Origin of the sequence: Acinetobacter sp. YH12041, assembly GCF_013419975.1 — a bacterium.
GTDB lineage: Bacteria > Pseudomonadota > Gammaproteobacteria > Pseudomonadales > Moraxellaceae > Acinetobacter.
Genome location: NZ_VOZC01000007.1, coordinates 158,188 through 171,300 on the forward strand (window position 1 = coordinate 158,188; position 13,113 = coordinate 171,300).

The window sequence follows — 13,113 nt, forward strand, 5'->3', positions numbered from 1 at the left end:
ATGACACAGCAGCCACACGTCAAAGCATTTTTTGATAAAAATACCAATACTTTTAGTTATGTGGTGAGCGATCCTCAAACTGCCCAATGTGCCATTATTGATAGCGTGCTGGATTACGATGCTGCGTCTGCCACCACATCGACCGAGCATGCCGATCAGATGATTGCCTATGTGAAATCACAAGTTTTGACCGTGGAATGGATTCTGGAAACCCATGTACATGCTGATCATCTGACAGCCGCACAATATCTGAAACAGCAATTAGGCGGCAAGATTGCAATCAGTAAGAAAATTGCGCTGGTGCAGGAAACGTTTGCCAAGATATATCATCTGGACATGAAACAGATCAATGCGCATCAGCCTTTTGACTATCTGTTTGAGGATGGTGAGCATTTCAAGATTGGAGAACTGGAAGTTTATAATATTCCTACGCCAGGCCATACACCTGCCTGTTTAAGCTATGTGATTGGTAACGCCGTCTTTGTAGGGGATACACTGTTTATGCCGGACTATGGCACGGCTCGTTGTGATTTTCCAAATGGCAGTGCCTCGGTTTTATATGATTCTGTTCACAAGCTGTTTCAGCTCCCGGAAAGCACCCGTGTATTTTTGTGTCATGACTATTTGCCAGAGTCACGTCATGAATATCAATGTGAAACCACGATTCAGCAGCAAAAACAGCAAAACATTCATATCCGTGAAGGGATTAGCAGATCTGAATTTGTGCAGATGCGTCGGCAGCGTGATGCGGGTTTAAGTATGCCAAAGCTGATTTTGCCTGCGATCCAGATTAATATGAATGGCGGACAGTTCCCAATGCCAGAAGCCAATGGCGTGTCTTATTTGAAGCTGCCGCTAAATTATTTTAAGAAGTGATCAATTTATCAGGAACAAAATATTAATCTTTAAATTAAGCGCTTATAAAGTTTGCGAATTTTAATATTCCACTCTATGCTATTTGGGTTAACTCATTTTTATATTTTCAGGGTGCGTCGTGCTCAGACAGTTCTTTAAACAGATCTGGTTTGTGATGCTTATGGTCTTCACCGTAGGCTGGAGCAGCATGTCTGTTGCTTCAGCAAAAACGATGCATCTGGAAACGTCAGCTAAGCAGATGAGTTCCCATTGTCAGGAAATGGCAAAAATAGAGAAGTTACATCGCCAGCATCAAGCTATGCATGGTTCTGCTCATGATATGAGTCAGGACATGGATTGCCACTCCGACTTAAACGAGCACAAAGATGACTGTCCGGATTGTATTTATAGCTCTTGCCATAACCTGAGTAGCTGGATCGATGTGGAAATCTCGAAGTTATCTCTCCCTGAGATCCATGTTTTAGAAACTACTTTTATTTCTAATTATCAAGCCAAGCACCTTGCCGGGTATTGGCAGGAAATTCTGCGCCCACCTAAAGCTTAATCCTCGTTATTAATATTTCAAAAATCAAGGATTAAGTTATGTCGATTAAAATTAGTCAAAGCCTGTTATTGGGCTTAAGTTTAGTGATCTCGTCTTCATTATTTGCTGCTGTAAAAGAATACCAGCTGGTTATTGAAGAAGGTCCTGTTAATCTCACCGGTAAAACGGTACAACGTATTACAGTGAATGGAAAATTTCCTGCACCTTTACTGGAATTTGAGGAAGGTGATGAAGCTGTTATTCGCGTCAAAAACAAGCTAAAGAATAAAGAAAGCTCTCTGCATTGGCATGGTTTATTGCTACCCGGCCTGATGGATGGTGTCCCCGGTTTTAACGGGTTTCAGGGCATTGCACCCAATCAGGAATTTGTCTATCGCTTTAAAATTCGTCAGAGTGGAACCTACTGGTATCATGCCCATTCCAAGGGGCAGGAACAGGACGGCCTTTACGGCGCCTTTGTAATCTATCCCAAAAACCAGGCGGAAGTTCCTGCACATGAGCAGACCGAGCGTGATTATGTGGTCATGCTTTCAGAATTTCATGAGCAGTCCGGCCAGCAGATCATGAATAATTTAAAAAAATCTGCCGAGTATTATCAAAATCAGCGTGAAACTCTGAGCGATGTTTTTCAGCAAATCAAACGGGAAGGGCTTAAAGCCACCTGGAATGATCGCAAAATGTGGAACCAGATGCGCATGCTGAAAACTGATCTGTCTGATGTAACCGGCTATACCTTTTTGGTGAATGGAAAAACGCCTGAACAGAACTGGATGGGACAGTTTAAACCGAATGAAAAAGTGCGACTGCGTTTTATCAATGCCTCTGCCATGTCATTTTTTGATGTGCGTATTCCACAGTTGAAAATGACGGTGGTCAGTGCAGACGGACAGCCTGTCAAACCTGTAGTTGTCGATGAATTCCGCATTGGTGCCGCAGAAACCTATGATGTGATTGTGGAGCCCACTGCGGAACATTATCAGATTGAAGCTGAATCGATTGACCGTTCCGGTTTTGCGATTGGCAGCTTACAGAATGAATTAAAGCCAGCTCATCATGCCATACACAAACCTATATCCCGTCCTCGTGCCTTATTGACCATGGAAGATATGGGACATGGCAATATGCAGGGTGAAGCACACGAGCAGATGAATCATCAGAATCATGCTAGCCATGACATAAATGTTAAAAAAGATACTGAACATTCGATGATGGGACATAAGCAGCATGCATCAGCCAAAATTATCGAACAAGGAGAGGACAATCATACCGAGCATTCAGATACTTCATCCGCTATAGATCATGTGAATCACTCAAATATGACCGGGGATATGCAACATGAAAAAGATGCCAAAACTTTTACGCAGCAACCAGTTTACGGCTGGGCCAATGCCTCTACACCGGTAGGGCATAAAGCTTTGCAATATAGCGACCTCAAATCTTTAACTCCGCAAAAAGATATTCGCGACGCAGAAAGCGAATTGGTGATTCGTTTAGGCGGCACCATGGAACGGTATATCTGGACCATGAACGGCAAAAAATTTAATGAAGCAGAGCCGCTCAAAGTGAAATTTGGGGAACGGATCAGGCTGAAATTTATCAATGACAGTATGATGGCACATCCAATGCATTTACATGGCATGTTCATGCAGCTCGAAAATGGCCAGTCTGCAATAGATATGCCGAATAAACATACAGTGATTGTCCCACCTGGAAAAACCGTTACGACTTTGCTGACTGCAGATGAACTAGGTGAATGGGCGATTCATTGTCATCTGCTGTATCACATGACTGCCGGCATGATGAATAAACTGATCGTAGCAAATGTTCAGGAAAATGACGTTTCGACTCAGGATACTGTGCGGGAAGGTCATTCCAATCATCACATGCCAAAATCAGCAGAAAAACAAGGAGATGCTCATGCGCGCCATTAATCTTTGTTTGAAACCGGTTTTGGCTAGTGTATTGGCGTTGGGAAATATGGCTGTTTTTGCCGACGAAAGTTCTCAACAGCATGCTGATCATTCGATGCATCATCAACACTCTATCCAATCGTCAGAGCATCATTTAACTTCAGTAGCATCGGAAGTTGCTGAAAATTTAATTCCAGATTTAGCCTCAACCTATTCCAGCAAGCATGATCATCGCAAGGAACATGGAGGGCAAATTTATACACAGGTTAAACTGGACAATAAATGGATCGAAAATTCAGAGGGTGAGGGAGGCTTACAGTCCAAGAATGAACTTTGGATTGGCACGGATGAAAATAAACTGTTCATTAAACTCAAAGCTGACAAGCAGGAATCCAGCGCAACAGAATATGCAGTCCAAGCTCTGTATAGCCGGAATATTTCAGATTTCTGGGATGCTCAGGCGGGTCTTCGCTACCATCAGGAAAATTTGGGGCAACCTAATGCTGGGCAAGATATTGACCATGTAGATGCAGTATTTGGATTCCATGGACTGGCGCCGTATTTCTTTGAAACCAATACACATCTGTATCTTGGTGAAGATGATTTTATCGGACTTGAGCTAGAAACAGAACGTGATCTGCTACTCACACAAAAACTGATTTTGCAGCCTTATGTTGAAGTTGACCTCATTTTGAAGGATAAAGCAGCCAATGCTAAAAAGACTGGAATAAGTCATGCGGCATTCGGTCTGGAAACTCGTTATGAGATCAATAAAAAGATCATGCCTTACCTTGATATTGCTTATGAATATTCCAAGGGCAACGAGAAAACTTCATGGCAGGACGCATCTGATTCTGAACAGGGCTGGCGTTATGGAATCGGTTTAAGAATGATGTTCTAAACAGATATGTATGTAAGCTAATATTTATGAGGCGGGAAAATCATTTTCTCGCCTCATATACTCAGCTATATCTTATTCTTAAGGCCTCTATAAACTTTTATATTTTTCTTTGTTTTAAATTATTCATTTTCAGAATAAATATAAATACGATTGGACTTATAAAAACCCAAAGTGCCATAAAGCTAATACTACTACTGAATTGAGTTCGTAAAAGCAACAATACCAATAGAAAAAGACTGTCTGAGATCAATTTAACGATGACCGGATAACTCACAAGAAAAGAATATCGAGATTGTCTGGTTTTTAAAATCTGTTTTTCACTCACGGCATAGAAACCAAAACAGGCCATCCAGATCAGTCCTACTATTGCCATCCATATCATGAAGAAGACTCCTGCTGTGCAATTTTAAGCTTGGCCTGAATTTTATGAACGGCTTTTTGCTGGATAGGTGTAATTTTCTGATGTAGGAAGTAAGCGAGAAGTGCCAAGATCCAGAGCATCAGATCGATACGCAAAAACAGCCAATAGTTCGCAAAAGAATCCAGATAATGCTGGGACCACAAATAATACAGGTCGATGAGTGGAAGCATAAAAGCGGCACAGATGAGAATTTTAAGCTGCGTTTTCCATAAATGCTGTTGTGGCGTTAAACAGGCCAAGATAAAACTAATCAGCCAAATACTAAAGAAGATATAGATTTCATAATTTGTGGTGCCCACAGGAATGTGAATCAAACGGTTTGCATAAAGATAAGCCAGCATGGCAATAGGTAAACCAATTATCATGGTGATATTCAGACGATTCACCAGATAATATCCAAAGTGAAAACGATCCGATTTTTTCTGCATCTGTCGTTTCAGGCTCCAGAGCAATAATCCGGAAGCGATCATGGCACAGCCTAATATGCCTGAGAAAAATAGGGCGAAACGTAAAACAGGTTCGGCAAAACGTGCCATATGCAAACCATATACTCCAGCATTCAGGGTAGCAATTGCACTGTCATTACGGGTGTTTTCAAGCAATTTGCCTGTCGTCGCATTGAATACGAGTTGTGCCTGATTGCGGGTAATAGAATGATCTTTCAATTCGGTTAAGGTAATCTTTGCCAGCTGGGTATTCGGCTGCTTCACGGTAATATTGTCAAATTCTGATTTTCCCCAGTGCTGCTGCGCCGTAGTGATAAAATGTTGAATCGGTAACATCTCCGTTTTAATGGGCACAGCAGAGGGAGCAAGCACATTTTTGGTTCGGATTTCTTCAAAATATTGAAATGGATTTTCTGGATATAGCTGCTTCATGCCAGAAGGCAAAACAATATAAAAGAAAATAGCCAGTCCAGTAAAAGTCATAGTTAAAAAGAACGGTAGCGCAATGACGGAACTGACATTATGAAAATCCAGATAGGAACGTTGTCCTTTAAAAGCTCTCAGAGTAAAGAAGTCGGTCAGAATTTTTTTATGAGTAATGATTCCGGAAATCAGGGTCATCAACATGATGAATGCAGCAATGGTGACAATCAGACGGCCAATGGTATAAGGTACGCCATATAGCTGAAAATGAAAGTTATAGAAAAAATCTCCGCCCTGTGTAGCCGAAAGCGTTAATTCCTTACCTGTCATAGCATCCAGGGTTTTAAGTTGATAAGCACCCTCTGCAGTTTGCCAATAAATTTTATTAACCGGTAAATCATGATTTGCTACCCCGATATACCAGTTCTGTGCATCAGGTGCATGTTGCTGTAAATAGCTATAAGCAGTTTTTAAAGCTGTTTCCTGGTTCACCTGCATCATGACAAATTGTGGCTGCATCCACATTGTAATTTCATGGCGATAATAGGTAACCGCACCTGTTAAAAAGATCGCGAAGAGGAGCCAGCCAAAACTTAAACCTAGCCATGAATGTAGCCATGCCATAGATTGACGGACAGATTTATGCATGGTTTAACCTATGAAGCGGGAAATGACAAATAAAACAATGAGAGGAATCAGGCTATAGACTGAAAGTGTTTTAAGATTTTGGATACAGAAGATTCCAATCACAAAACAGACATAAAAAATCAGGGCAATAAAGGCAGCCAGATAAACCGATTCAGCTTTGGGTAAACTCGCCTGTAAAAAATAGGCCAGATCGAGAGCAATCAGATAACTACATAAATAACCAATACCAAAGCTCATGCCTAATCGATACAGGATAGCAAGTGGCTGAAGGGTAGAAATCATGGAAAGGCCTTTATATGAATCTGTATAAATAAATATTGAGGCAACTTAATGCACGAAGCTTAAGGTCGTGACCAGGTACTGTTTCTTATACACTTGCTGATTCAATTTTCCTGTCTTGTCTACTTCTTGACTCACCTCTAGTACATATTGACCCTTCCATGGCGTAGCAATATTAATTTGGCCATGCTTGTTGGTCGTATAGTTTTTAAGCCAGTGCTGTGGGGAATAGACAGTCACTTTGACATCCGCAGCGGGTTTACCCTGATACATGACTGTAAAAGTATTACTGTTCGGTTGAACCGGTACGATATCCAGTTCTGACTCTGCTTTCAAGTTTTGTCTGCCGGATTTGGCATGATAGCTCAGCAATGATTCTCCATAGATCAATTCATGACTGAGTTGGACATCTGTCTGGCCTTGGGTGGCATAGAGCAAATGATCCTGTTGCATTTGAGGACTAAAGGTCTTTCTAGACTGAATGGCCTTTGCCTGATTGAAAGACTTTAAGGCACCTTCTTGAGTCTCTTTGAGCTGTTCACTATATTCACCAAAGAATGCATGTGTTTTTGCATCTGAAGCACGTTCTAGCCAAAGCATATGGGCCTGAGCAGAAAGGGTCATTGACAGTCCAATTGTCAAAGTAATGATTTTTTTCATGAATTTTACCTGATTATTGTTTACATATAAGAAAATGAGCTCTGAATATTCTTTCAAAGCTCAAGCGAAAAATTAATATTTGAATTTTACGGCCACACTGTAATTTGCCGGTGCACCATAGAAGCCTTGCTGATTCGGGAAATTAAATAAGTATTTTTCATTGGTCAGATTATTCCCGTTGGCCTGCAAAGTAATGTGATCATTGAGTTCATAACTGGCCATCAGATTCACAAGCGCATATGCATCCTGTTTGATAATGCCTGCTTGTTGGGTAACAACACCCTCTGTAGCAGCTTCAGGAACTTCTAGATAAGTTTTATCCTGCCATTGCACACCAAGGCCCAGTTTCAGTTTTGGAATCTGTGGCACCTGATAGGTCGTTAAAAGATTAAAAGACTGGGTTGGATTGAAGGTACGCGCATCACCGCCATTGATCAGATCTTTCAGGCTAAACTGGGTATAACCAAAGCTTAAGTTAAAATGGTCGGTCAGTTGTCCCGCCAAGCCAAACTCGTAGCCTTGGGAACGCAGGTCACTGACCTGAGTTGTGCGTAAAGTCGGGATACCGTCAGAATCTCGCAACGGATAATTGCTTTGTTCTGTTCTGAATACGGCCATGTTGGCGGTGAGCTTATCATCTAGCCAAGAACTTTTAATCCCGGCTTCATAACTTTCACCTTCAACCGGTTTATTAATACTGCCATCCAGCGCTTTAGTTGTTTGTGGACGGAAAATTGAGGTATAGCTTAGATAACCTGTATATTCAGGACTAAATTCATAAGTCAGGCCTGCATAAGGTAATAGCTTATTCTCATCATAAATCGTGTCTGTTCCATAACTGCTGCCTGTACTTTCAGCCTGAACATAGTTGGCACCTAAAAGCAGTTTCAGATCGTCAGTCATATGTAAACGGGTGGCGGCATATAGGCTTTGGTTTTTTTGCCGGATGTGCATCTCACCACTGGTTTTTGACATATCCCAAACTGGTTCGGGCGGCGTAAAACTGGATAAATCTGTGGTAAGTGGGTTGGTAAAGCTGCCTGCATAACCTAACTCATTCAGATTGTTTTCAGCCCAGATATAACCAAAAGATGCCTCATGTTGTTGTCCCCAAAGTGGATAGGTGCCACTAAAACTCAGACTGGCCTGCTGTTCCTTGTTGTCATCAATATACATACCTGGATATAAGAAAATACCTGAAGTACCGTCAGCACCAGGTTTACCGGACAGGAATAAAAGTTTTGAATCCCGGTCAGTCCGTTTTTCCTCATAACTCAGTTTAGCTTTCCAATCAGCGCCAAGTTGTTGTTCGATCTCGGCAAAATAGTTTTTAATATTACTGTCCCAGTAGGCCCAGTCCGGACTGTAATTATAATTTCTTGAATAGCTTAACTGTTCACCTTCAGTATTGATTAAAGGATTAGAACCCCAATTGACCCCATTGGGATTATGATTCGTTTCGGTATAACCAGCAGTTATTAAGGTCAAATCAGTCAGGTCAGCCTCAACCACGGCACCAATTCCATTTTTTTCGAGTTCATAGTGATCCAGATAACTATCACCTGTCTGCTGATAGCCAAATACTCGGCCTCTGATTTTTCCATCCTGTGTCAGGGGAGAGGAAACATCCGCTTCATAACGTTGGGTATTCCATGATCCATAACTGGTATTAAACGCGGCCTGAAATTCCTGAGTAGGGCGTTTTCGAATCATATTAATGGTAGCGCCCGGATCGCCAATACCATTATTTAAGGCATTTGCACCTTTAACGATCTCTATACGGTCAAATAAAAAGCTGTCTGGATTGTCATTATTGTAGTTATAGCCTTCAAGCGGAATCCCAACGCCGTCTACCAATACGTTTGAGATTTCAAAACCACGTGATAGATATGAAGTTCGTTCGGTCTCCTGGTTACTTACAATGATCCCCGGTGAGTTGCGGAGTACATCACGGGTATTATCCAGTGCAAAGTCATCTAATTGTTGACGCGTCACTACATTCACTGTTTGTGGCGTTTCCTTAAGAGGAATATTTAGTTTAGAAGCTGTTGCAGAATTTTGAATAATATAGCTTTTAGTCTGTTCAGAGCTTTCTGTTGTTTGTGCTGCATCAGTGACTATCGTGATGGTAGGAAGTTGCTGACTATTTTCTGCAAAACTTTGCTGTGTCATCAATATGGCAAAACTGAGCAAAGATAGCTTGAAAGTTGGATGATTGGTATAAAACATTTTAATGAATGTAAATGATAATAATTATCGCTAATGTTATTGATTAGATATTTTTAAATCAATCTAAATACAATAGGAAATTTAAATTAAAAATTACTCATTGATAGAGGAATACTTTGCAGTTAAAGCAGATTAAAAGAAGAAGGGGTTAAGATTTTGCTTAAAATAAAAACGATTTATTTTAGTAAAATAATATGTAAATTATTGACTTCATATTAATTTTTTAAATTTATAAAGTATATTCGCTAAATTTTTTTCATGTAGAGAATGAGATTAATGCTCAAATATAAAAAGAAAAATGAAATAAAAAAAAGCCATCACATTGATGGCTTTTTATAAATGATATTGATCAATAAGTTTTATAAGGCAAGAACTTGCCAGACAATACGACATTGACACGGTCGCCATTCGGATTTTCTTCGCGTTGAATATCCATACTAAAATCAATCGCGCTCATAATACCGTCACCAAATTCTTCATGAATCAGTTCTTTAATGGTAGAACCATATACATTCACCACTTCATACCAACGATAAATTAAAGGATCGGTCGGTACGCTGGTTGGCAGGGAACCTTTATATGGCACGATCTGTAGCCATGCAACGGCTTCATCACTTAAGCCAAAAATCTGACCAATCTTTTCTGCTTGCTCTTTATTAAACGCCATCTGACCTAAACATGCAGCGGTTACCCATTCTTTAGAAAGACCAATCTCTTTGGCAACATCTGACCACTTAATTGACTTTAAAACTTTCGCTGAAATGATCATGTCAGTTACTTGTTGACGATGGGTAATCATAATCCTCTCCAAATTATTCTCAAATGAATGTATGCAGAACGCATAATGCAGATATCATGCCAACAGCATTCTAGAGTTCATGCTAAATAGAAAATGAATATTTAAGTGATTGTTAATTATTTGTGGCATAGCTTTTGCTTCTATTTCGATATACATGGCAACGACGCCATTCACCATTACCTGTTCTAATATTCAAGGCAACGGCGCCTAAGGTCTTCAATGATCTTAGGCGTCTTTTTTTCGAAAAACAGGTCCGTATATTGAAAAAGAGGACGACAACATGGCATATCTTGCTCCTGCGGAGTTTGCAAAAAAAGTAGTAGATGCGGGTGAATCCAAGCTTCATATGGCAACCCGTGATGTTTTGATTCGTGCCTTTATGGCAGGTGCGATTTTGGCCTTGGCAGCCGTATTTGCAATTACGATTGCAGTGCAAACTGGTGTGCCACTGATTGGCGCATTACTGTTTCCTGTCGGCTTCTGCATGTTGTATTTATTGGGCTATGACTTGCTAACCGGGGTATTTGTATTAACACCGCTGGCATGGCTGGATAAACGTCCTGGCGTAACCTGGGCACGCATTTTAAAAAACTGGGGACTGGTATTTTTAGGTAACTTTACTGGGTGTTTAGTCGTTGCAGTACTGATGGCTGCTGTTTATACCATGGGCTTTGCGACTGATCCGAATCCAGTCGGTGAAAAGATTTCTCATATTGGTGAAGACCGTACCTTAGGTTATGCGGCTTATGGTTTCTCAGGTTGGATAACTATTTTTATTCGCGGCATGCTGTGTAACTGGATGGTGTCTTTAGGGGTGATTGGTGCGATGATGTCAACTACAGTGAGTGGCAAGTTCATCGCAATGTGGATGCCAGTGATGCTGTTCTTTGCCATGGGCTTTGAACATTCAGTGGTAAACATGTTCCTGTTCCCATTTGCCATGATGATGGGTGGTGACTTCTCGATTGCAGATTATTTCCTGTGGAATGAATTACCGGTTGCTTTAGGTAATCTGGTAGGGGGTTTAGTCTTAACAGGTCTGGCACTTTACACCACACATGTACGTACTGGCGCGAAAAAAGAATTCTAATAATGAATCATTTTTAAAGGGATCAATATGATCCCTTTTTGAGTTTTCAATATGAAAAAAACATTAAAAGTCGCTATTGGACAGTATTCTACGGCTGGTATTAAAGATCAGAATCAGGATTTTTATGGCATCTATTTGCCAGAAGGTCATGTACTGAAGCAAAAAGGTATAGGCTGTGCGATTGCCGACGGGATCGGCAGTAGCAATGTCAGTCACATTGCCGCAGAAACAGCCGTTAGCAGTTTTCTCTCTGATTATTATTCGACTTCGGATGCCTGGAGCACTCAGACTTCAGCAGCACGGGTGATTCGTGCCACTAATTCATGGTTATATGCACAAACTCAACAAAGTCAGGGACGTTTCGATAAAGATCGGGGCTATGTCTGTACCTTATCCGCACTTATTTTAAAGCAGCATCAGGCGCATATTTTTCACGTCGGTGATAGTCGTATTTATCGAATCCGAGATGGTGAAATTGAATTATTAACCCATGATCATCGCGTCTGTCTGTCTTCGACAGAACATTATCTCAGTCGTGCCTTAGGGGTGGATTATCGTATTGAAATTGATTATCAAAGCCTTGAACTAAAAGAAAAAGATGTCTTTCTACTCATGACTGATGGGGTTTATGAGTTTGTTACAGACCAACAATTATTAGATTTCACCTTAGCAGCAGATCACTTAAATCAGCTTGCCAAATTCCTGGTTGAACAGGCTTTAAAACAGGGCAGTGATGATAATTTAAGTCTTCAAGTGCTCCGTATTGAGCAGTTGCCTGAACCAGATCAGTTTTATATGCACCAGGATTATGTCTTTCCACCCCAGCTCAGCAAAGGTGAAGCATTTGAAGGCTATGCCATTGACAAAATCCTGCACCAAAATCACCGCAGTTGCCTGTATTTGGCACACGATCATGATCGGCAACCGCTAGTGATTAAAACTCTGGCAGTAGATTTACAACAAGATGAACAGGCTGTTGAACAGTTTCAACTTGAAGACTGGGTTTCAAAGCGTCTTAAGCACGAAAATCTGCTGCAATGTTATCCGCATCAATCAGAGAAAAAATATTTATTCCAGAGTTATGAATATTTGCAGGGAGAAACCTTAGATCGCTGGCTGCATCAACAGAAAAAGCCTTTGCAGATGGAAGATATTCTCCCTATTTTGCAGCAAACAGCATTGGCCTTAAATGCAATGCACCGACTGGAAATGTTGCATCAAGATGTACGTCCTGAAAATGTTATGGTCTTAAACGTTGATAATACACTTAAAGTCAAACTGATTGATTATGGTTCAACTGCTGTACGAGGTTTAGTCGAAATTAATCCTAAACATGTGAATCGGCCACTTGGTACCTTGGCATTTATGGCACCTGAATATTTCATTGAACATTCACCATCGATTCAGTCCGATCAATTTTCTTTGGCAGCCATGGCTTATTATTTACTGACTAAACAGCTTCCTTATGGTACAGATTTAGCTCGATGTAAGTCATTGAAACAGATGAAAAAAGTTCAATATCATTCCATTCAAAAATATCGGCCGGATTTACCACTCTGGTTAGACCAGATTCTAAAAAAGGCACTGAATATCGAGCCGATGCATCGTTATGAGGCATTGACTGAATTGATCCATGATCTGGAACACCCATCCAAGGAATTATTAAAATCCAAAGCTCCTACCATGATTGAACGTGATCCTTTACGTTTCTGGCAAATCAGTTGTGCTGTATTAGGACTTTTACTTTTATTAAGTATTGCATGGCCATTTATTTAAGAAGATTGGAGTGAATATAAGTAAAAAATTAGACCGTGTTCTATGCTTTGGGCAGCTTGCGTCACTAGTATATTTACGGCAATCAATCCACAACCAGAAACTACAAGAACT

The 13,113-nt window shown here is 40.7% G+C and carries 12 protein-coding genes; 6 read left to right on the forward strand and 6 right to left on the reverse strand.

Annotated elements, in window-relative coordinates:
- From FTU00_RS08295 to FTU00_RS08310, 4 genes are all read left to right on the forward strand, one after another.
- Positions 1-876: an MBL fold metallo-hydrolase gene (locus FTU00_RS08295; protein ID WP_180179499.1), complete on the forward strand. Its 876-nt coding sequence runs from the start codon at positions 1-3 to the stop codon at positions 874-876.
- 118 nt (positions 877-994) lie between these two features.
- Positions 995-1,420, forward strand: a complete 426-nt coding sequence (locus FTU00_RS08300; protein WP_180179500.1) for a hypothetical protein — start codon at positions 995-997, stop codon at positions 1,418-1,420.
- Between the two features lie 38 nt (positions 1,421-1,458).
- Complete coding sequence (locus tag FTU00_RS08305; protein ID WP_180179501.1) at positions 1,459-3,351, forward strand: copper resistance system multicopper oxidase; 1,893 nt, start codon at positions 1,459-1,461, stop codon at positions 3,349-3,351.
- The gene (locus FTU00_RS08310) at positions 3,338-4,231 is read left to right on the forward strand and encodes a copper resistance protein B (protein WP_180179502.1); all 894 of its coding nucleotides are present in this window, start codon (positions 3,338-3,340) and stop codon (positions 4,229-4,231) included. Before FTU00_RS08305 ends, FTU00_RS08310 begins: the two co-directional genes overlap by 14 nt.
- Positions 4,232-4,328: 97 nt before the next feature.
- On the opposite strand, the gene FTU00_RS15655 is transcribed toward FTU00_RS08310, so the two are convergent.
- The 6 genes from FTU00_RS15655 to cynS form a co-directional block, all read right to left on the reverse strand.
- The gene (locus FTU00_RS15655) at positions 4,329-4,613 is read right to left on the reverse strand and encodes a hypothetical protein (RefSeq protein WP_306670401.1); all 285 of its coding nucleotides are present in this window, start codon (positions 4,611-4,613) and stop codon (positions 4,329-4,331) included.
- A complete protein-coding gene (locus tag FTU00_RS08315; RefSeq protein WP_180179503.1) occupies positions 4,610-6,169 on the reverse strand; it encodes a PepSY domain-containing protein in 1,560 nt (519 codons plus the stop codon). Before FTU00_RS08315 ends, FTU00_RS15655 begins: the two co-directional genes overlap by 4 nt.
- A 3-nt stretch (positions 6,170-6,172) precedes the next feature.
- Entirely contained in the window at positions 6,173-6,451 is a 279-nt protein-coding gene (locus FTU00_RS08320; RefSeq protein WP_159123564.1) for a hypothetical protein, read from the reverse strand.
- Positions 6,452-6,496: 45 nt separating this feature from the next.
- The gene (locus tag FTU00_RS08325; protein ID WP_180053288.1) at positions 6,497-7,108 is read right to left on the reverse strand and encodes a DUF4198 domain-containing protein; all 612 of its coding nucleotides are present in this window, start codon (positions 7,106-7,108) and stop codon (positions 6,497-6,499) included.
- A gap of 72 nt (positions 7,109-7,180) precedes the next feature.
- The gene (locus FTU00_RS08330; RefSeq protein ID WP_180179504.1) at positions 7,181-9,337 is read right to left on the reverse strand and encodes a TonB-dependent siderophore receptor; all 2,157 of its coding nucleotides are present in this window, start codon (positions 9,335-9,337) and stop codon (positions 7,181-7,183) included.
- Between the two features lie 349 nt (positions 9,338-9,686).
- The gene (gene cynS / locus FTU00_RS08335) at positions 9,687-10,136 is read right to left on the reverse strand and encodes a cyanase (RefSeq protein ID WP_004785763.1); all 450 of its coding nucleotides are present in this window, start codon (positions 10,134-10,136) and stop codon (positions 9,687-9,689) included.
- 280 nt (positions 10,137-10,416) lie between these two features.
- Here cynS and FTU00_RS08340 point away from each other — a divergent pair, with 280 nt between their 5' ends.
- Both FTU00_RS08340 and FTU00_RS08345 read left to right on the forward strand, forming a co-directional pair.
- The gene (locus FTU00_RS08340) at positions 10,417-11,226 is read left to right on the forward strand and encodes a formate/nitrite transporter family protein (protein WP_180179505.1); all 810 of its coding nucleotides are present in this window, start codon (positions 10,417-10,419) and stop codon (positions 11,224-11,226) included.
- 51 nt (positions 11,227-11,277) lie between these two features.
- On the forward strand, positions 11,278-13,002 hold the full coding sequence (locus FTU00_RS08345; RefSeq protein ID WP_180179506.1) for a bifunctional protein-serine/threonine kinase/phosphatase: 1,725 nt from the start codon (positions 11,278-11,280) through the stop codon (positions 13,000-13,002).
- Positions 13,003-13,113: the final 111 nt, after the last annotated feature.

Bases quoted from the DNA above. Each gene is read 5' to 3' on its own strand.
- FTU00_RS08340 (WP_180179505.1), top strand. From the start codon at position 10,417: ATGGCATATCTTGCTCCTGCGGAGTTTGCAAAAAAAGTAGTAGATGCG.
- FTU00_RS08325 (WP_180053288.1), bottom strand. From the start codon at position 7,108: ATGAAAAAAATCATTACTTTGACAATTGGACTGTCAATGACCCTTTCT.
- FTU00_RS08305 (WP_180179501.1), top strand. From the start codon at position 1,459: ATGTCGATTAAAATTAGTCAAAGCCTGTTATTGGGCTTAAGTTTAGTG.
- FTU00_RS08310 (WP_180179502.1), top strand. From the start codon at position 3,338: ATGCGCGCCATTAATCTTTGTTTGAAACCGGTTTTGGCTAGTGTATTG.
- FTU00_RS08345 (WP_180179506.1), top strand. From the start codon at position 11,278: ATGAAAAAAACATTAAAAGTCGCTATTGGACAGTATTCTACGGCTGGT.
- FTU00_RS08320 (WP_159123564.1), bottom strand. From the start codon at position 6,451: ATGATTTCTACCCTTCAGCCACTTGCTATCCTGTATCGATTAGGCATG.
- FTU00_RS08330 (WP_180179504.1), bottom strand. From the start codon at position 9,337: ATGTTTTATACCAATCATCCAACTTTCAAGCTATCTTTGCTCAGTTTT.
- cynS (WP_004785763.1), bottom strand. From the start codon at position 10,136: ATGATTACCCATCGTCAACAAGTAACTGACATGATCATTTCAGCGAAA.
- FTU00_RS08295 (WP_180179499.1), top strand. From the start codon at position 1: ATGACACAGCAGCCACACGTCAAAGCATTTTTTGATAAAAATACCAAT.
- FTU00_RS08315 (WP_180179503.1), bottom strand. From the start codon at position 6,169: ATGCATAAATCTGTCCGTCAATCTATGGCATGGCTACATTCATGGCTA.
- FTU00_RS15655 (WP_306670401.1), bottom strand. From the start codon at position 4,613: ATGATATGGATGGCAATAGTAGGACTGATCTGGATGGCCTGTTTTGGT.